21 protein-coding genes are annotated in these 17365 nt (G+C 60.2%); 5 read left to right on the top strand and 16 right to left on the bottom strand.

Features of this window, described 5'->3' with window-relative positions:
- Position 1: 1 nt before the first annotated feature.
- From OF122_RS09815 to OF122_RS09800, 4 genes are read right to left on the bottom strand one after another with little or no spacing between them, the layout of a single operon-like run.
- A complete protein-coding gene (locus OF122_RS09815) occupies positions 2-1543 on the bottom strand; it encodes a Ppx/GppA family phosphatase (protein ID WP_264227580.1) in 1542 nt (513 codons plus the stop codon).
- Entirely contained in the window at positions 1540-3720 is a 2181-nt protein-coding gene (locus OF122_RS09810; protein WP_264227579.1) for an RNA degradosome polyphosphate kinase, read from the bottom strand. Before OF122_RS09810 ends, OF122_RS09815 begins: the two co-directional genes overlap by 4 nt.
- Positions 3721-3740: 20 nt before the next feature.
- Positions 3741-4418, bottom strand: a complete 678-nt coding sequence (locus OF122_RS09805; protein ID WP_264227578.1) for an HdaA/DnaA family protein — start codon at positions 4416-4418, stop codon at positions 3741-3743.
- A gap of 4 nt (positions 4419-4422) precedes the next feature.
- On the bottom strand, positions 4423-5541 hold the full coding sequence (locus OF122_RS09800) for an AI-2E family transporter (RefSeq protein WP_264227577.1): 1119 nt from the start codon (positions 5539-5541) through the stop codon (positions 4423-4425).
- 127 nt (positions 5542-5668) lie between these two features.
- Here OF122_RS09800 and purM point away from each other — a divergent pair, with 127 nt between their 5' ends.
- The 3 genes from purM to OF122_RS09785 all read left to right on the top strand — a co-directional run bounded on the left by purM (position 5669) and on the right by OF122_RS09785 (position 8350).
- Positions 5669-6745, top strand: coding sequence for a phosphoribosylformylglycinamidine cyclo-ligase (gene purM, locus OF122_RS09795; protein ID WP_264227576.1), 1077 nt, complete (start codon positions 5669-5671; stop codon positions 6743-6745).
- The gene (gene purN / locus OF122_RS09790; RefSeq protein WP_264227575.1) at positions 6742-7335 is read left to right on the top strand and encodes a phosphoribosylglycinamide formyltransferase; all 594 of its coding nucleotides are present in this window, start codon (positions 6742-6744) and stop codon (positions 7333-7335) included. Before purM ends, purN begins: the two co-directional genes overlap by 4 nt.
- A 115-nt stretch (positions 7336-7450) precedes the next feature.
- Positions 7451-8350, top strand: coding sequence for a DMT family transporter (locus tag OF122_RS09785; protein ID WP_264227574.1), 900 nt, complete (start codon positions 7451-7453; stop codon positions 8348-8350).
- A gap of 100 nt (positions 8351-8450) precedes the next feature.
- Here OF122_RS09785 and OF122_RS09780 read toward each other — a convergent pair whose 3' ends face one another.
- From OF122_RS09780 to OF122_RS09765, 4 genes are all read right to left on the bottom strand, one after another.
- The gene (locus OF122_RS09780; RefSeq protein ID WP_264227573.1) at positions 8451-8642 is read right to left on the bottom strand and encodes a hypothetical protein; all 192 of its coding nucleotides are present in this window, start codon (positions 8640-8642) and stop codon (positions 8451-8453) included.
- A gap of 50 nt (positions 8643-8692) precedes the next feature.
- The gene (gene gatB, locus OF122_RS09775) at positions 8693-10177 is read right to left on the bottom strand and encodes an Asp-tRNA(Asn)/Glu-tRNA(Gln) amidotransferase subunit GatB (RefSeq protein ID WP_264227572.1); all 1485 of its coding nucleotides are present in this window, start codon (positions 10175-10177) and stop codon (positions 8693-8695) included.
- Positions 10178-10260: 83 nt separating this feature from the next.
- Entirely contained in the window at positions 10261-10776 is a 516-nt protein-coding gene (locus tag OF122_RS09770; protein ID WP_264227571.1) for a GNAT family N-acetyltransferase, read from the bottom strand.
- Between the two features lie 14 nt (positions 10777-10790).
- The gene (locus OF122_RS09765) at positions 10791-11105 is read right to left on the bottom strand and encodes a chorismate mutase (RefSeq protein ID WP_264227570.1); all 315 of its coding nucleotides are present in this window, start codon (positions 11103-11105) and stop codon (positions 10791-10793) included.
- Between the two features lie 257 nt (positions 11106-11362).
- On the opposite strand from OF122_RS09765, the gene OF122_RS09760 reads away from it, so the two are divergent.
- On the top strand, positions 11363-11620 hold the full coding sequence (locus OF122_RS09760) for a YjhX family toxin (RefSeq protein ID WP_264227569.1): 258 nt from the start codon (positions 11363-11365) through the stop codon (positions 11618-11620).
- A 96-nt stretch (positions 11621-11716) separates the two neighbouring features.
- Here the strand turns inward: OF122_RS09760 and OF122_RS09755 are convergent, their stop codons facing one another.
- The 7 genes from OF122_RS09755 to OF122_RS09725 form a co-directional block, all read right to left on the bottom strand.
- On the bottom strand, positions 11717-12031 hold the full coding sequence (locus OF122_RS09755) for a V-type ATPase subunit a family protein (RefSeq protein WP_264227568.1): 315 nt from the start codon (positions 12029-12031) through the stop codon (positions 11717-11719).
- Between the two features lie 73 nt (positions 12032-12104).
- A complete protein-coding gene (locus OF122_RS09750; RefSeq protein WP_408636334.1) occupies positions 12105-12527 on the bottom strand; it encodes a pentapeptide repeat-containing protein in 423 nt (140 codons plus the stop codon).
- Complete coding sequence (locus tag OF122_RS09745; protein WP_264227566.1) at positions 12475-12867, bottom strand: pentapeptide repeat-containing protein; 393 nt, start codon at positions 12865-12867, stop codon at positions 12475-12477. The genes OF122_RS09750 and OF122_RS09745 overlap by 53 nt, the downstream gene beginning before the upstream one ends.
- Positions 12867-14351 carry an Asp-tRNA(Asn)/Glu-tRNA(Gln) amidotransferase subunit GatA gene (gene gatA, locus OF122_RS09740; RefSeq protein ID WP_264227565.1) on the bottom strand — a complete coding sequence of 495 codons (1485 nt, stop codon included), beginning with the start codon at positions 14349-14351 and terminating at the stop codon, positions 12867-12869. Before gatA ends, OF122_RS09745 begins: the two co-directional genes overlap by 1 nt.
- Before the next feature lie 10 nt (positions 14352-14361).
- Positions 14362-14829: a GNAT family N-acetyltransferase gene (locus tag OF122_RS09735; protein ID WP_264227564.1), complete on the bottom strand. Its 468-nt coding sequence runs from the start codon at positions 14827-14829 to the stop codon at positions 14362-14364.
- Between the two features lie 3 nt (positions 14830-14832).
- Positions 14833-15120 (bottom strand): Asp-tRNA(Asn)/Glu-tRNA(Gln) amidotransferase subunit GatC, encoded by a 288-nt coding sequence (gene gatC / locus OF122_RS09730; RefSeq protein ID WP_264227563.1) that lies wholly within the window; start codon positions 15118-15120, stop codon positions 14833-14835.
- A 111-nt stretch (positions 15121-15231) separates the two neighbouring features.
- A complete protein-coding gene (locus OF122_RS09725) occupies positions 15232-15768 on the bottom strand; it encodes a hypothetical protein (RefSeq protein WP_264227562.1) in 537 nt (178 codons plus the stop codon).
- A gap of 75 nt (positions 15769-15843) precedes the next feature.
- Here OF122_RS09725 and ruvX point away from each other — a divergent pair, with 75 nt between their 5' ends.
- Positions 15844-16302 carry a Holliday junction resolvase RuvX gene (gene ruvX, locus OF122_RS09720; RefSeq protein WP_264227561.1) on the top strand — a complete coding sequence of 153 codons (459 nt, stop codon included), beginning with the start codon at positions 15844-15846 and terminating at the stop codon, positions 16300-16302.
- On the opposite strand, the gene OF122_RS09715 is transcribed toward ruvX, so the two are convergent.
- On the bottom strand, positions 16288-17241 hold the full coding sequence (locus tag OF122_RS09715) for an AraC family transcriptional regulator (RefSeq protein ID WP_264227560.1): 954 nt from the start codon (positions 17239-17241) through the stop codon (positions 16288-16290). The two genes, ruvX and OF122_RS09715, sit on opposite strands and share 15 nt — an antisense overlap.
- Positions 17242-17365 lie beyond the last annotated feature (124 nt).

Here is a 17365-nt window from a genome sequence, read left to right as displayed (position 1 = left end):
GTCAGTCGACCCTTATCGTGCCATCCTTGAAGCCTGCTTCTATGGCGAGCTGGCGCTGACGCCCATGCATCCTGTCCCCGTCAAGAAACGCCAGATCTGTCGGCAAGCGCAATTCCAGCGTCTTGCCATCCACCGTGAACCGCGTCCGCGGCAAAATGCCCGGCATGGCTGCCGCGAGGGGATAGGCGACCCGGAAATAGGCAGCGATCAGCCGCGCCCTCGGCCCAAGATTCTTGCCAGCGAGCTCCAGCAATTTGGCGTTGGCGCTCTTTTGCTTGAACCCCATGTACCGGAACGCCAACGTTTGGGCGAGAAAGGCACGACCGGCATGGCTGATCCCGACAATGTCGGAAAACGCCACCATCTGGATACTTTGTTCACCCCGATAGTCAGGATGCGCCCGCCATCCGATGTCGGAGATGTAGCAGGCCGCCTTGCGCAGCCTTTCCTCATCGGTGGTTTCCTGGACGCCGATCAGATTGAACAACTCGCCGCTGCCATCAATAAGGTCGCCTGAAAACTCCGGCGCCCGGGAACGCAACATCGAAATCTCTTCAGCGGCCTGCAGCAGGGGATCGATTCCCTTATCCGCATCCGCAAGCCTGTCATAAAGATAACCTTCTCGAACGCCCTGGGCCGAAAAGACCACTTCATCGAACTCTCCGGCCCGCAACACTTCGGCCAAGACCGCAGCGCCATAAGGCAGAAGGTCTTTTCGAGATCCCGACACCGTCTCGATGCCCTTGACCAGTTTCTTGTCGCCATTGCCCTCGATAAGGGCATCGCAAAGCGGCAGGATGTCAGCTGTGCGCACCACATAGTCCTGCACCATATGCAGCGGATAGTTGCACCGGGCCTGATGCAACTTGGCCAGCGCACGCCAAGTGCCGCCGATGGCTGCGAAAGACTTGTGCTTTCCGCGATCGAGCAGTTTTGAAGCCTGGAGACGATCCTTGATGATGCCCGACGCCTTGCTGGGGGTCATCTGGGTATCGTCCTGCAGCCGGATGACACCCAGCTCGTGGGTCTCCCCACCCGTATCGTGGCCGCCATCCACCATGGCCAACTCGAGGCTCCCGCCGCCCAGATCGCCCACTACACCCATGAACTCGGGCATGCCTGAGACCAACCCGAGGGCCGCATAGTGGGCTTCTTCGGCTCCACTGAGCACCCGGACCGGCACGCCAATGATGTCTTCAACGGCTCGCGCGAATTCGGGTCCGTTTTCCGCCTCCCGGGTCGCCGATGTCGCGATGGCGTAGATATCGCCGACTTCGGTCAAACGGCAGACAAGCGCAAACCGACGGATCGCCTTGAGAGCGCTGGCCATCGAGGTCTCGGCCAGCCGTCCCGTTGCCGCGACCCCGCGTCCAAGCGTGCTCGCAGACTTCTCGTTGTAGAGAACGGTCAGAGCGCGCGTGAGGCGCTCATAAACGACGAGACGCACCGAATTCGAGCCGATATCGAGCACCGCGACAGGCTTGGCGCCGGCAAGGCGCCCTTGGCCAGCGGGATCGGACTCAAGGCTCCAGAATCGAATCAAAGATCACTGTCCTCGTCGTCGCTGTCCCCGTGCAATGCGCTGCCGCGCCCTGACAGAGACGGATTGGTCATGAAGTAGTCATGGGCATTAAACGATTCTTCTCCCTCACCCGGCGTTATTCGCTGCGCCGTTCCGTCCGGCAAGACTTCCCAGCTTTGCTGGTTGTCGCGAAGATTGGCCACCATGATGCGGTCGAGGATCTGCCTGTGAACGGTCCGATTCTTTATCGGTACCAGCGTTTCAACGCGCCAGTCCAGATTGCGCGGCATAAGATCGGCCGACGAAATATAGACCGCCGCCTCGCGTGACGGCATCTCGCCCCCATTGCCGAAACAGTAGATGCGGGAATGTTCAAGGAAGCGCCCGACGATCGACTTGACGCGGATGTTCTCGGAGAACCCTGGAATTCCAGGGCGCAGACAGCATATGCCGCGCACAATCAGCTCGACACTGACGCCAGCCTGGCTGGCTTGGTAAAGCGCATCGATCAGCTCGGGATCAACCAGTGCGTTACATTTGAACCAGATGGCAGCAGGCTCTCCCCGTCTGGCCAGGTCGATCTCGGTAGCAATGTGCTCCATCAATGTCGCGCGCAGCGAGAACGGCGAAATCGCAATGGCTTCGAGTTCGCTGGGCCGCGCATAACCGGTGATGAAATTGAAAACCCGCGCCACGTCACGCGTGATGATCGGATCGGCGGTGAAATAGGAAAGATCGGTATAGATCTTGGCAGTTACCGGGTGATAGTTGCCCGTCCCGACGTGACAATACGAGACAAGCTTTCCCTTCTCGCGCCGCACGACCTGGCTGAGCTTGGCATGGGTCTTGAGCTCGATGAACCCGAAAACCACCTGTACGCCGGCCCGTTCGAGATCGCGCGCCCAGCGAATATTGGCTTCCTCGTCGAACCGGGCCTTGAGTTCAACCAGCGCGGTCACCGATTTGCCCATCTCGGCGGCCGCAATCAGGGCCTTGACGATGGGGGAGTCCTTGGACGTGCGGTAAAGCGTCTGCTTGATCGCCACCACGTCCGGATCGCGCGCCGCCTGGGCGACAAACTGCGCGACGACGTCAAAACTCTCGTAAGGGTGGTGGACGACGATGTCCTTTTCCTGGATCGCCGCGAAACAATCGCCATGATGGTCGCGGATACGCTCAGGAAAGCGAGCGTGGTAACGCGGAAATTTCAGCTCCGGCCGATCCAGGTCGCAGATCTTGCCCGCATCGGCGAGCGCCATGAAACCCTCGACCTCAAACGTATCCTCAGCCGATATCCCCAGCTCTTCGGCAATCAGCCGCTTGAGCGAGCGCGGCATCGACCGCTCGATTTCCAACCGGATCACCTGTCCCCGACGCCGCTGGCGCAGGGCCGATTCAAATTCGACGACCAGATCGGCCGCCTCGTCATCGATTTCGATCTCGCTGTCGCGGACAATGCGGAAAGATCCGTGCCCGACAATGTTGTAGCCGGGAAAAATCTTGTGGAAGAACAGCTGGACCATCGTCTCGACGGTAACCATTTCGACCCGCCGGTCCGAGATCGCCTTGGTGGGCAGCTTGATGAAGCGATCGAGATTGGCAGGAATGCGCACCAGCGCGGTCAGCCGTGAATTGTCCGTCGCCCGATCAAGCTGGAAGGCCAGAGAGAACCCCAGATTGGGGATGAAGGGGAAAGGATGGGCCGGATCGATGGCGATCGGGGTCAGCACCGGAAAGATTTCTTCCCGGAAGATTTTCTGCAGAAACTCCACCTGCTCGGATGTTAGATCGGCCGCTTCAAGCAGGACGATGTTCTGCTCGAACAGTTCCTCGCGTATCGACTGCCACTGATCCTGCTGCTCGAGGTGGAGATGCTGGGCGAGCGTCGTGATCTCCTCGATCTGCTCGCTCGGTGTCATGCCGTCAGCGCTCTCGCGCGGCAGGCCCGCGCGCAATTGCCCCTTCAGGCCCGCGACGCGCACCATGAAGAACTCATCGAGGTTGTTGGCCGAGATGGAAACGAATCGTAATCTTTCCAGCAAGGGATGATTGGGATTGGCGGCTTCTTCGAGCACCCGCATGTTGAACTGCAGCCAGCTCACTTCGCGGTTTACGAACCGTGCGGGGCTCGTGCGCAGTGCCTCGATATCGGGCGCAGCCTCGTCCGTTGAGTGCTGCTCATAAGCCATATCGTCCATTCCTCACCTTTCCAGTTCGGCTAGCGTTCCGAGCGAATTGCAAGCGCCTCGGCCGCAATGGCCCGCGTGATAGCCCGGCCGCGTGATAGCGACATCCTGTCGAGCAGTTCCACCAAAGCGACAACCTCTTCCGATGAGCGCTCCATGCGGCCCACCAGGTAGGAGATTACTTTCGGATCGACCGACAACTGCCTGTCGGCGAACAATTTCACGAACATCTGCGACAACAAGATGTCATCGGGGGCCGTGAGCGAAAAGTGCGCGGCCAGCCTGGCCCGCGATTTGACGTCGTTTGTCCTGTACGGCCATTCACCAACCTGCGTTCTTGCCGTCATCAAAATCGGCCGCTCGTCCCGCATCGATTGGTTGAGCAGGTGAAAAAGCCCTGCCTCCTCATACCCGTTCCGATCCGTATCTTCCACCAGAACCGGCTGCTGACCACCCGAAGTGGCCAGCGCTTCGACATCGTCGGCGCTGGCAATAACGGCCCCGGCTCGCTTGGCCCATATCCGCGCCAGATGGGATTTCCCCGACTTGGCAGCACCAACGAGCAGCGTCATGGGCGCCGCCCAGCCCGGGAAAGCCATGACATGGGCGAAAGCCAGCTCGTTCCCCGCGCACACCATGAAATCATCCTCGGTCTGGGCAACGTCATGCCCAAGATCGAGGATAAGCTGTTCCTTTGTCAGCGGCGACAAGGCGCTAGGAGATTTCTTTTGGGCTTGCATCGGCGCTAGCCTTTTGCGGAGCAATCATTGCTGTCGTCGAAGAATCGTAGATTGGGCTCTGTTTGTACTTGCGAACCGCCCAGCGAACCAGAACGCCACAGATGGCCGCAAGCGGAACGGCAATCAAGACCCCCAGCGCCCCGAACAGAACGGCGAAGGCAAAAAGCGAGAACATCAGCCAGACGGGGTGAACACCAATGCTCGACCCGACGAGCTTTGGATAAAGGATATTGCCCTCGAGAAACTGGCCGACGAGAAAAATCGCCAGGATCACAGCCATCATGGGCCAGTCGGGCCAGAATTGCACGAGTGCAATGCCCATCGAAAGAACGAACCCGATAAGCGCGCCGACATAGGGGATGAAGCTGAAAAGGCCAGCCATCAGCCCGATGGCAAGACCGAAGCTCAGCCCGGCCAGCGACAGCGACACCGCATAAAAGACTGCCAGTATCCCCACCACGGCACCCTGGCCGCGCACGAAGCCGGCGAGGGCAATGTCCATGTCCTTGAACAGTGCGTGCATTTCAGCACGGTGCGCAGGCGGGAACAGGCTGTCCACGCTTGCCACCATCCGGTCCCAGTCCAAAAGCAGGTAGAAGGCCACCACCGGGGTAACGATCATGACGCCGATCGTATTGATGATGCTCATCGATTGCTGCATCACCTGCCCCGTAAAGCCGGTGAGCATGCCGATGCCATCGGCAAACATCTGTTCGATGCCCCGTTCGAGTTCCTGCATCCGCTCGGGACCGAGCCACTGCTCGAGCCTCGGAATCATGTTCTCGATGAACACCTGCAGTTGCTGCACGTAAGTCGGAATGTTGCGCGCCAGCCCGAAGGCTTGCTGGAGCAGGAGCGGAACGATCAACAGGAAAACCGCAAGCAGCGCTAGCACCGCCAGCACCATCACGATCAGCGTGGCAAACCCGCGATGCACCTTGCGGCTCTGAAGCCAGTCGACGAAGGGGTTGAGCAAATACGCCAACGTGATGCCGAGCACGAACGGCAGCAGAATGCCGCGGAAGACCCACAACAGCACGCCCAGAATGACAAGCAGTGCGATCCAGAACGTAATCTGGTTCTTGAGTGACATGGCAGTCCTTGCGCGTAGCGTTGTGAGCCGGTATCAGCCTTTCGAGATACAGAGCCCGACCGGGCCGATCAACGTTAATCTGATGCCGACCTTCATGACGGCGCCTCACCGGGGATGGCGTATTTAAATGTCCGACGATGCAAACCTGCCCTCGAATGGCCTTTCGTACAAGCAGGCCGGAGTCGACATCGACGCCGGAAACGCCCTTGTCGAAGCCATAAAGCCGGCGGTCAAGTCAACCCGCCGCCCCGGCGCCGATGGGGAAATCGGCGGCTTTGGCGGCCTGTTCGATCTCGAGGCCGCAGGGTTTACCGACCCGGTTCTGGTTGCCGCCAATGACGGCGTCGGCACCAAGCTTCGCATCGCCATCGAAGCAGGCATCCACGATACCGTCGGCATCGATCTGGTCGCCATGTGCGTCAACGACCTCGTCGTCCAGGGTGCCGAGCCGCTGTTCTTCCTCGATTACTTCGCTACCGGGGCGCTCGACGTCGCCCAGGGAACGGCCATTGTCGAAGGCATCGCTGAAGGATGCCGTCAGGCCGGCTGCGCGCTGATCGGCGGAGAAACCGCAGAAATGCCCGGCATGTATCACGGTGGCGATTACGATCTCGCCGGATTTGCCGTCGGCGCCGCCGAACGCGGTGCGCTCCTGCCCCGCGCCGATATTGGGCCGGGCGACAAGCTCGTTGCCATCGCTTCGTCCGGCGTCCATTCCAACGGTTATTCTCTGGTGCGCAAGATCGTCACCATGTCCGGCCTCGACTGGTCCGACCCGGCACCCTTTGCTCCGGAAACCAGCCTCGGCGCCGCCCTGCTCGTGCCCACCAAAATTTACGTAAAGCCGCTGCTCGACGCGATCCGGTCCAGCCTCGATATCAAGGCGCTGGCCCATATTACCGGCGGCGGGTTTCAGGAGAATATACCCCGCGTCCTGCCCCAATCGCTGGCGGCACGCGTCGATCTCAACGCCGTTTCGACACCGAAGGTCTTTGGCTGGCTCGCCAGACAGGGCGGGATTGCCGAACGCGAAATGCTGCGCACCTTCAATTGCGGTGTCGGCATGCTCGTTGCCGTTAGCGCCGAGGATGCCGAAGCGCTGGTCACCAGGCTCGAAAACCAAGGCGAATCGGCCAGCATCATCGGCGAACTCGTCGAGCGCAGCGGCGATGCCGTCGAATTTGCGGGTGCCCTCGCCCTATGAGCGGCAAAAAACGCGTCGCCGTATTGATTTCCGGTCGCGGCTCGAACATGACCGCGTTGATCGAAGCAGCAAAGGCGCCAGAATATCCGGCCGAAATCGTCGGCGTCTTCTCCAATCGCGCCGCGGCGCCCGGACTTGAAACGGCGCGCGCCGAAGGCATCCAAACGGCCAGCCTGGCGCAAAGCAGTTTTGAAAGCCGCCTCGATTTCGAGAACGCCCTGACAGAAATCCTTGAGGGATGGGCAGTCGATTACGTCTGCCTTGCGGGCTTCATGCGCATCCTGACAGCTGAATTCACGACGCACTGGCAGGGCAAGGCAATAAACATCCACCCCTCGCTCCTCCCGGCCTATAAGGGCCTCGACACCCACGCGCGGGCCATTTCCGATGGTGCTCTTGAGGCCGGGTGCACGGTCCATTTCGTAACGCCCGGCCTTGATGAAGGCCCTCCAATCTTGCAGGCACGGGTGCCCGTTCAACCCGACGATACCGCCGAAACGCTTGCGGCCCGTGTACTGGTGGAAGAACACAAGCTCTACCCTGAAGCTCTGCGCCTGCTCGCCTCCGGCGCGGTCACCTATCGCAATTGACGTCAAAAGCGGGTCGTTTCATCACCCGATTTGATGCATGCCATTTCCATTACTGCTTCGACATCGCGCCGGCGAAGGCGTAGCGTCGTTCTTTCCCATTTATTGGCATTAGATCATGGCGACTCGCGACTGGTTCTGGATCTTCCTTCTGGGAGGAATCTGGGGATTTTCCTTCATTTTCAACGCAATTCTGATCCGCGAACTCGGCCCTCTCTGGGTGTCGGCGCTGCGCGTCTGCATCGGGGCGCTGGGTTGCTGGGTGGCGCTGTTCGTCATGCGCAAGCCTCTCCCGCGTGACCCGGTTCTCTGGCTCAAGCTCGGTGCGCTGGGCTGGCTGGCCTATTCCATCCCGTTTGCGCTCTATCCGCTGGCCCAGGGGAGCCTTGCCAGCGGCGTCGCGGCGATCATCAATGCCCTGACCCCCATCATGACGGTCATCATCTCGCTGTTCTTCCGCGAGGGTGAGCGGGCCAGCGTGCTCAAATTCGTTGGTGTGGTCTGCGGATTTACCGGTGTTGCCATTCTTGCCTCTCCGGCTCTTGGCGAGGGTGGCACCTCGCAACTCTCGGCCATCATGGCATGCCTGGCTGCAACCATCTGTTATGCGCTTTCGCTCAACATCACCCGCAGCTTCAAAGGCGTGGAGCCTACCGCATTCGCGGTTATGGCCATGTCGGGTGCAGGGTTGAGTTCGGCCCTTGTGGCGTTGTTCTTTGAGGGGGCCCCGGTCATCACCTTGCCGGAAACCTGGCTGGCGGCGATGGGCATAGGGCTCGTGGCCACGACCTTCACATTCATCATCATGTACCGGATCCTGCCCCGGGTCGGTGCGACCAACTTTTCAACGGTCACCTTCCTGGCACCCGTATCGGCCATCATATTCGGCTTCCTGCTGCTCGGGGAAATCATCCTGCCCACGCACCTTTTGGGCATGCTGGCCATCTTCATCGGTCTGTTGATGATTGATGGCCGCCTGCCCCGCTGGCTGGGCATGCGCTCCCGTGCGGCCAGCTAGAGCGCTTCCAGGATAAGTGGGCACCACTTTTCCGGTTCCGAAGCGCGACAAAACAGAGGCTTAGAGCAACTGAAGCGATTCGAAGAAGCGCTGAAATGCTCTAGCTCCGGACAGGCTGAACCGGATCGCCCGGATTGGGCGGAATTTCCGGTTCGGGCGGACGCGGTATGGGGTCGGTCGGATCAGGAACGGGACTGTCCGGCGGTGGCGGAACCGGATCGGGCTTAGGCCCCGGAATCGGCGGGGTCGGATCGGGATTGGGAATAGGGTTGTCCGGTGGTGGGTTGGTCATGGCGACCTCCTTTCCCAACCAACGACAACCCTATCGCCTGTGTTCCCTGTCTATTCCAGTCCCAGCTTGGCTTTCAGGATTTCATTGACCGCCTGCGGGTTGGCCTTGCCCCCGGTCTGCTTCATGACCTGACCAACAAACCAGCCTAAAAGGCCCGGCTTGGTCTTGACCGCTTCGACCTGTCCGGGATTGCCGGCGATGATTTCATCGACGATCTTTTCTATCGCGCCGGTGTCGGAGACCTGCTTCATGCCGCGTTGTTCAACCAGTTCGGCCGGATCGCCGCCCTCGGTCCACACGATCTCGAACAGATCCTTGGCGATCTTGCCCGAAATCTCGCCCTTGGAGATCAACTCGACGATGCCGCCGAGCTGGTGGGCATCCATAGGACTGTCGTCGATGGAAAGACCTTCCTTCGAGAGGCGCCCGAAAAATTCGTTGATCACCCAGTTCGCAGCAAGCTTGCCGTCACGCCCCCTGGCGACGTCCTCATAGAAATCGGCATAGCGGCGGTCAGAGACCAGAACCGAGGCATCGTAATGAGTGACGCCATAATCCTTGACGAGGCGGGCGCTCTTTTCGTCGGGCAACTCCGGCAGGTTCTCTGCGAGCATTTCGATGAAGGCATCATCGAATTCGAGCGGCAAAAGGTCAGGATCGGGGAAATAGCGATAGTCATGCGCTTCTTCCTTGGACCGCATCGACCGGGTCGTGCCGGTCTTGGGATCGTACAGGCGTGTTTCCTGGTCGATCACCCCGCCATCCTCGAGGATATCAATCTGGCGGCGCGCCTCATATTCGATGGCCTGACCGGCAAAGCGGACCGAATTGACATTCTTGATCTCGCAGCGCGTGCCGAATTCGCCGCCCGGTCGGCGAACCGAAACGTTGATATCTGCCCGCATCGAACCCTGCTCCATATTCCCGTCGCAGGTGCCCAGATAGCGCAGAATGGTGCGCAGCTTTGAGAGGTAAGCCTTGGCCTCGTCCGCCGAACGCAGATCGGGCTTGGAGACGATCTCCATGAGCGCCACGCCCGAGCGGTTGAGATCGACAAAGCTCATATTGGGGTGCTGATCGTGGATTGACTTGCCGGCATCCTGCTCGAGATGCAAACGCTCGATGCCGATTTCGACCTCGCCGTCTTCACCGAGGTCGAGCATGACCTTTCCCTCACCCACTATCGGGTCCTTGAACTGGGAAATCTGATAGCCCTGGGGCAGATCGGGATAGAAATAGTTCTTCCGGTCGAACACCGAGCGCTTGTTGATCTTCGCCTTGAGCCCCAGCCCGGTGCGCACGGCCTGCCGCACGCACTCCTCGTTGATGACAGGCAGCATGCCCGGCATTGCGGCATCGACGAATGACACGTTGGAATTGGGCGCATTGCCGAATTTTGTGGACGAGCCAGAGAACAACTTCGATTCCGAGGTTACCTGCGCATGCACCTCCATGCCGATCACCATTTCCCAATCGCCAGTGGCGCCGGAGATGAAATATTTCGGGGTGGGCGTGCGTGTATCGACCAGTGTCATGGAGGCGAAAACCTGCTTGATTGCTCAGGCGCTAGACTGCGCGGAAATATGATGTCGGGGATAAAACAATTGATTGGGAAGCGCTAGTGGGCGGTGACCACGAGTTGCTTTTCCATGCGCACTTTTTCGATGCGCTGGCCCAACATGCGCGAAAATTTGATACCCCGCCAAACGATTCCGTACCCCTCACGGGCGTAAAACCGGATGGCGCCTCCATTTTCGGCATGGGTTTCAAGAACCGCAACATCGTGCCCGGCGCGGAAAACGTCCTGTTCCACGGCGCCGAGAAGCGCGCGGCCAATTCCATTGCGTTGATGGGCAGGGCTGACCCAGAGGTCGGAGATATAATCACTCATCGGTTCACGGGCGCCCCAGCCGACCAGTTCGCCATCATGATCGGCAACCGTGATGGCATCGCTGGCGGTGATGCAGAACAGCTGGAACGAAAGCTCGAGCGCAGCGCGCTCTGCGGCCACACCCTCTTCGGATTCCGGGCTGATGATGTGGCGCATGCTCGAATCCCAGGACGCAAAAGCCAGCTTGCCGAGCTTGTCCGCTTCGGCGATGGAGGCGCGGCGAAGGATCAGATTGTCGAGCATTTTCCTCAGGCGCTCTATTTTTTCCGGTTCCGGGCGATGATGATGCCCTTTTCGTAGTTGATGTTCCAGTCAATTAATGTGCGCCAGAGCAATTCGATCTGATCTTCATCGATATCGAGTTCCAGAGCCTGGGCACGCCGTTTGGCAACAATCGCCTCGATCCGGGCAGGATCGTTGGCTTCATGTGGGTCGGTCTTGATCTCGGCCATCCGCGTTACATAGGCATGCCGCTCGGCAAAAAGTTCGATCAGCGCGTGATCGATCCGGTCGATCTCAAAGCGTACATCATCCTTGGTTTCACATTCGGCTGGCAGTTTTGTGGCGGTCATGGCCGTGTCCCATCTAATATACGTGATGCAGGTGTGCATCGGCGGCCGATGATTTTCAACCACCTCATTCGCCCCACTTGCCTTCTGGGCTTTCCGGGCTTATCCGGATTGCTCATGTGTAATCTGTCTGAGCTCTGCTGAGGCCCGGCCGAATTAGGCTGGGCTGAAAATCGAACCGACCGACCGCCTGGCGCGATGCGGGCGGCACGGTTTTGTTTGACTGGCGGTCCCACCGCCCGATTTGCAGACAGACGTACATGGACATTTCCCGAGACGAACAGCGCGTGTTGCACGCGCTGGCCCAGGGCGGCTACATCCAGCCTCTCAAGGACGCACGCGGCAAGATCGCCGACATCGAGTGCTACAATCGAGACGGCTGGCTCTTGACCCAATGCGATTTGACGCTGTTCAAGAAACTGCGTCGCCGCAAGACCATTGCCTCTCAAGGTGGCGGCCCCTACCGCATAACGCGGCGGGGCATCATGCTGGTCCGCGGCCAACTGGATAACCGCTGATCAACTGCGCTGGACCGGCGGCACAGACCACCGCCGGTCCAGCGAACACCGGTTGTCGCTGAGCCATGAATGCTCCGCAGACAAGATCAGCTTGCGCTAATGCCGGGGCCCGTCCGAGAGCATCATCGCCATGTGCTCCCATTCCTGGGATACGGTGGGTGCGGTGCGGCGCTTGCCCGAGCGGCGATACCAGTAATCGGCATTGCCCATGTCGGCCTCGATCCAATGCAACAGGGCATGAACCCAATCGAAGGCTTCCACGCCCTCCATCTGCACGACGATCCGATGCGCCTCCTCCCATTCCGGCCCCATGCGGAATTCGCCCTTGCGGATCCACCACAGCGCCTGAAGCGGCATGCTGAGATCCTTGGGCGGAGCGGACCAATCCTGGGTGGTGAAGATATCGGACATGAGTTTCTAAAATACCGGAAAACTGTTGTAGGTGTGAGTTAGCCGCTAAGGGCTTTCAGTGCAACATGGTGACTCAACGCGCCCGCGGGAAGACCCTGATGCCAAGGGGACGCACGATGTCAGTCAACTGATCGGCGGAAACCTTGAGGCCCTCAAAGCTCGTGAGCTGGGTGACATCCAAGCCCAGCAATGTTGCATCGCGCAGATCGGCATTGTCGAGGATGGCACCATTGAAGTTCGCTTCTGAGAGATCGGAGCCGCGCATATCCGTGCTCGAAAGCGTCGTCTGGCGCAGATCGGCCTGACGCAGGCTGCACTCGGAAAATACGCAATCCTCGAGCCGCGCCTGCCGGAAACTCGACATGTCGAGCTGGGTACCGATGAACCGCACGCGGGAAACAGCGACCCGGCCCGAGGTTTTGGCAAACCGTGCATCCTCGAAATCAGCCCCCGCAGCCTTGCAATGCTTGAAAGTGGCATCGAAAAGGCTCGCCAGGCCGAATTTTGCCGTTGCCAGATTGCAGTTCTCGAACGTCGCCCCCCTCGAAATCGGCGCGCGAAAAATCGCAGCCCTGCCGGGTCTCGGCATCAAAGAACGAACAATTGGAAAATACCGCATCGGTGAAATTGGCGCCGCCGAACCATGCCCGCTCAAACGTGCAGTGCTCGAACTTCGCACCGGCCAGCTCGGCATCGGTCAGATGAGCGTCGCGAAAAACGCAATGGCGCGCATGCAGCGCGCCATCGACAAGATCGGACCAGTCTATCGCCGACAGATCGGCGTTCTCGACAGGCTTTTTGGCAAGGATCAGCTCTTCGAGCTTTCCCTGGGTCATTACCACCATTTGGCGGGGGCCAGATCGAGACCGGCGCTCTTTTCAATGACACGACCGGCGGCAAACAGCGTTTCTTCGTCGAACGGCTTGCCGATGAGCTGCAACCCGAGCGGAAGCCCCTGCCCGTCCTTGCCGGCGGGAACCGCGATGCCCGGCAGACCGGCCATGTTGACGGTCACCGTGAAGATGTCGTTGAGATACATCTTGACCGGATCGGCGTGCAGTTCCTGATCGGCGATGCCGAAGGCTGCAGAGGGCGTTGCCGGGGTCAGGATGGCATCCACACCGGCGTTGAAGGCGTCCTCGAAATCGCGCTTGATGAGCGTGCGGACCTTCTGGGCACGAACGTAATAGGCGTCGTAATAGCCGGCCGAAAGCACATAGGTGCCGATCATCACCCGGCGCTTGACCTCACGACCGAACCCTTCGGCGCGGGTCAACTCGTACATGTCGGTGATGTCCTTGCCCGAAACGCGCAACCCGTATTTGACGCCATCGTAGCGGGCGAGGTTGGACGAGGCTTCGGCGGGGGCGACGATGTAATAGGCCGGCAGCGCGTATTTGGTGTGCGGCAGGGAGATGTCCTTGACCGTCGCGCCTTCAGCCTTGAGCCATTCGAGACCCTGGCTCCAGAGCTTTTCGATCTCGGCGGGCATCCCCTCCATACGGTATTCGGCCGGAACGCCGATGGTGAGTCCCTTCACGCCCCGCTCCACGGCAGCGGCAAAATCGGGCACGGCCAGATCGACCGACGTCGAATCCTTGGGATCGAACCCGGCCATCGACTGCAGCATCAACGCCGTATCCTCAACCGTGCGGGCAATCGGCCCGGCCTGATCGAGCGAGGAGGCAAAGGCTACGGTGCCCCAGCGCGAGCAGCGGCCATAGGTCGGCTTGATGCCCACGGTGCCGGTGAACGCTGCAGGCTGGCGGATCGAACCGCCCGTGTCGGTGGCCGTCGCGCCGGCGCACAGCCACGCGGAAACCGCGGCGGCGGAACCGCCCGAGGAGCCACCGGGCACCAGGTCCTTGTTGCCGCCCTCCCCGCGCCAGGGATTGACCACCGGCCCGTAATAGGAGGTCTCGTTGGACGAACCCATGGCAAACTCATCCATGTTGAGCTTGCCCAGCATGACGGCGCCATCGGCCCACAGGTGTTCGGTGACCGTCGATTCATATTCGGGCTTGAAGCCATCGAGGATGTGGCTGGCGGCTTGGGTGTGGACGCCCTTGGTCGCAAACAGATCCTTGACGCCCAGCGGCACGCCCTCGAGCATGCCGTTGTCGCCGGACGCAATTTTCGCGTCGGACGCCTTGGCCATCTCACGGGCCTTGTCGGCGGTGACGGCGACATAGGCGTTGAGCTTGTCGTTGCCGGCCTCAATGGCCGAAATGTAGGAATCGGTGGCTTCGAGTGCCGTGAACTCCTTGGCAGCGATGCCATCGCGCAGGGCTTTAAGGCTCAGACGGGTAAGATCGGTCACGGATAAATCCTTAGATCAGGGCCTTTTCGTAAAAGGCCGAATATTCGCTATCGGGGTAATCGAGAAAGGCGCCGCAACGGGAAAAGCCACCGCGCTCGTAGAGCCGCCAGGCCGGCTCGAACCCGGCCACGTTTCCGGTTTCGAGCTTGAGCATTTTGACGCCCTTTTGCCGGGCAAGGGCTTCGATGGCATCGAGCAGCGCCACGCCAACGCGTTGGCCGCGCACTTCCGGCAAGGTGTACATGCGCTTGACCTCCGCCATGTCATCGCCGAACGTTTTCAGAGCGCCCATGCCCACCGGCTGCCCAGCCTCATCGCGGGCGATAAACACCGTGGTGTCGTCACCCGCCATCTGCTCGACGGTCATCTGGAACTGAAATTGCGGCGGCGACAACGGGTTGAGATAGGCGTTGAGCGCCTTGACCAGCGCCCGCACCTCATCGGTGAGCGGTGTCTCGATGGCAATGGTTGCGGCCACGGCCTACTCCACGACCTTGGGAACCATGAAGAAATTGTCTTCCGAAATCGGCGCGTTGGCAACAATCCTGTCGGCATAGCCGCCATCGGTCACCTTGTCTTCGCGGCGGCGCAGCGTCATCGGGGTCACCGAATTCATCGGCTCGACGCCCTCGACATCGACTTCGCCGAGTTGCTCGACGAAACCGAGAATGGCGTTGAGTTCACCCTCATAGGCGGCGACCTCGTCTTCGGTGATCCGGATGCGGGCCAGACGCCCGATGCGTCTTACTGTATCGGCGTCGACCGACATAGCCATCTCCTAGCAAACATTTTGTTGAATGGGCTTTTAGCAATGGGCGTCCGGCAAACGCAATCGGCAAATCCGCCCATCGAAGGGCTTTATACGCCCGATTGGTTCTTCTTACACTTCCACGGCCAGCCGCGGCTCAAGAACGATCAGGCCTGTCTGGCCCAACTTGGGTGCAAGCGTCTCGAAAGCCGCATCGATCTCTCCATCGTCGACCGCTAGCGCGATGAGGCGCGGCCGGTCGATATCGAGCAAGGCTGTGCCATGCGCCGCGCATTGGGCGCCCGATCCTGCGAGAACGATAACACCATTGTCCGCAAACCGAGACCACTGCGCCCCTGCCCCGGCATCTTCGAGAACCAGCAATCCTTCATCGACCGAATAGGCAACAAGCCCGCGCGCGCCCAAACGGTAGAGATCGAGCCCCTCATCGCCCGCTTCCTGGTCGATCAGCCGCGTGCGGCGGCGCGGGCGCCATGCCAGTGGATCGAACTGGGCGAGATCGGGACTCTGGGCCGAAATGACGGTCTGGGCTCCAGCGATCAGTTCTGTGCGGTCGATCCCCTCGGGCGCGCCCTCGACATAGGTCACGATAATCCGTCCCCCGATCTGGATGCGAAAGGTCATGTTGGCAAACCAGGTGATCTTCATTTGAGCCATTTCCCTTGCCAGTGCCGCGCAAACTGCTGATAAGCCGACAGACAGCTCTCCGCAAGGAACCACGCGATGACCGATACTCCCTACCCCCTCGCTGACCTGCATCCTGCCGGCAAGCTGATGGGGCTCGATCTGGGGACAAAAACCATCGGAGTGGCAATATCCGATTCCCTGCGCATGGCGGCTTCGCCAATCGAAACCATCAAACGCACCAAATTTACCGCCGATGCCGAGCGCCTGCTGACCCTGATCGCCCAGAACAATGTGACTGGGATCGTCATGGGCCTGCCGCTCAACATGGACGGCACCGAAGGCCCCCGGGCTCAGTCGGCAAGGGCGTTCGTTCGGAACTTGAAGCAAAAAACCGATCTGCCGATCGTGTTCTGGGATGAGCGCATGTCCACGATGGCTGTTACCCGCACCATGCTGGAAGCCGATCTGTCGCGCGCCAAGCGAGCCGAAGTCGTCGACAAGCTGGCCGCAAGCTACATCCTGCAGGGTGCGCTGGACCGTTTACGCCGCAACTGAGCGCCGCATCGCACCGGGCGGTTTGCCGAAATGCTGCCGGAAGGCCCGGCTGAAGGCAGCCTCGGATCGATACCCCGCCTCCCGCGCCACCGAAGCCAGCGGGTCGGTGCTTTCCATGAGACGCGCCCGCGCCAGATGCAGCCGCCATTGGGCGAGATAAGCCATGGCTGACTGCCCAAGCCGCGCGCTGAACCGCGCCGAAAAGGCAGAACGCGACATGCCCGCCTGCCTGGCCAGTTGCGTGAGGGTCCAGTCGGTTTGCGGGTAACGATGAATCGCCACCAGCGCGCGTCCCAATTGCGGATCGCGCAGCGCGGCAAGCCAACCCTGTTCGCTCTCGGGCGCGGAATCGAGCCAGGCCCTGATGGCCTGGATGACGAGAATATCGGCCAGCCGCGTCATCACGATTTCACCGCCCGGCTTGAGCGCACTCGCCTCTCGCGCAATCAGCCCCAGCGTGCTCCCCACCCAGTCACCCAGAGATTCGTCCCAACCGTCGATACGAATGATGCGAGGCAGGGTGCTCATCATGCGTTGGCCCGCAACGCTATCGAACTGAACGACGCCCGCCATCGCCCGCGTCAGTTCACCGCCGCCGCCATAGGTCATCAATTCATAGCGCTCGCTGATTTTCTCGACCGGCAGATCAAACAGCGGTACGGCGCGCGCATCTGCATCGCTCAGCAGCCGAAAGCTGTCGCCATGTGGGATCAGCACCATGGTGCCTGCCGATAGCGGAACGCTCTCTCCATCGATTTCAGCAATGCAGCGTCCGGCGGTGACGATCACAAAGATCATCGAATCCACCAACCTTGGCATGATCAGCCCCCAGGGTGCAGTCATGGTGGCGCGGCAATAAAGCGTTCCGGTGAGCCGCAACATATGCAGGACTTCTCCAAGCGGGTCGGCCAGCGGTGCGGGTTGAAAACAATCATCCATACCAGAGAGCCTAGACCGACAACCTCAGAACGTCCAGTCATTTGGACGTTCTGCAAATACGCACGGATTTTCCATCATTGATCGTCCAACTGCTCCCGGCGATATTGGCAACATCGTTAGCAGG

The sequence above is a fragment of the Pelagibacterium flavum genome (assembly GCF_025854335.1).
GTDB lineage: Bacteria > Pseudomonadota > Alphaproteobacteria > Rhizobiales > Devosiaceae > Pelagibacterium > Pelagibacterium flavum.
This window is presented reverse-complemented; position numbering and strand designations above follow the sequence as displayed.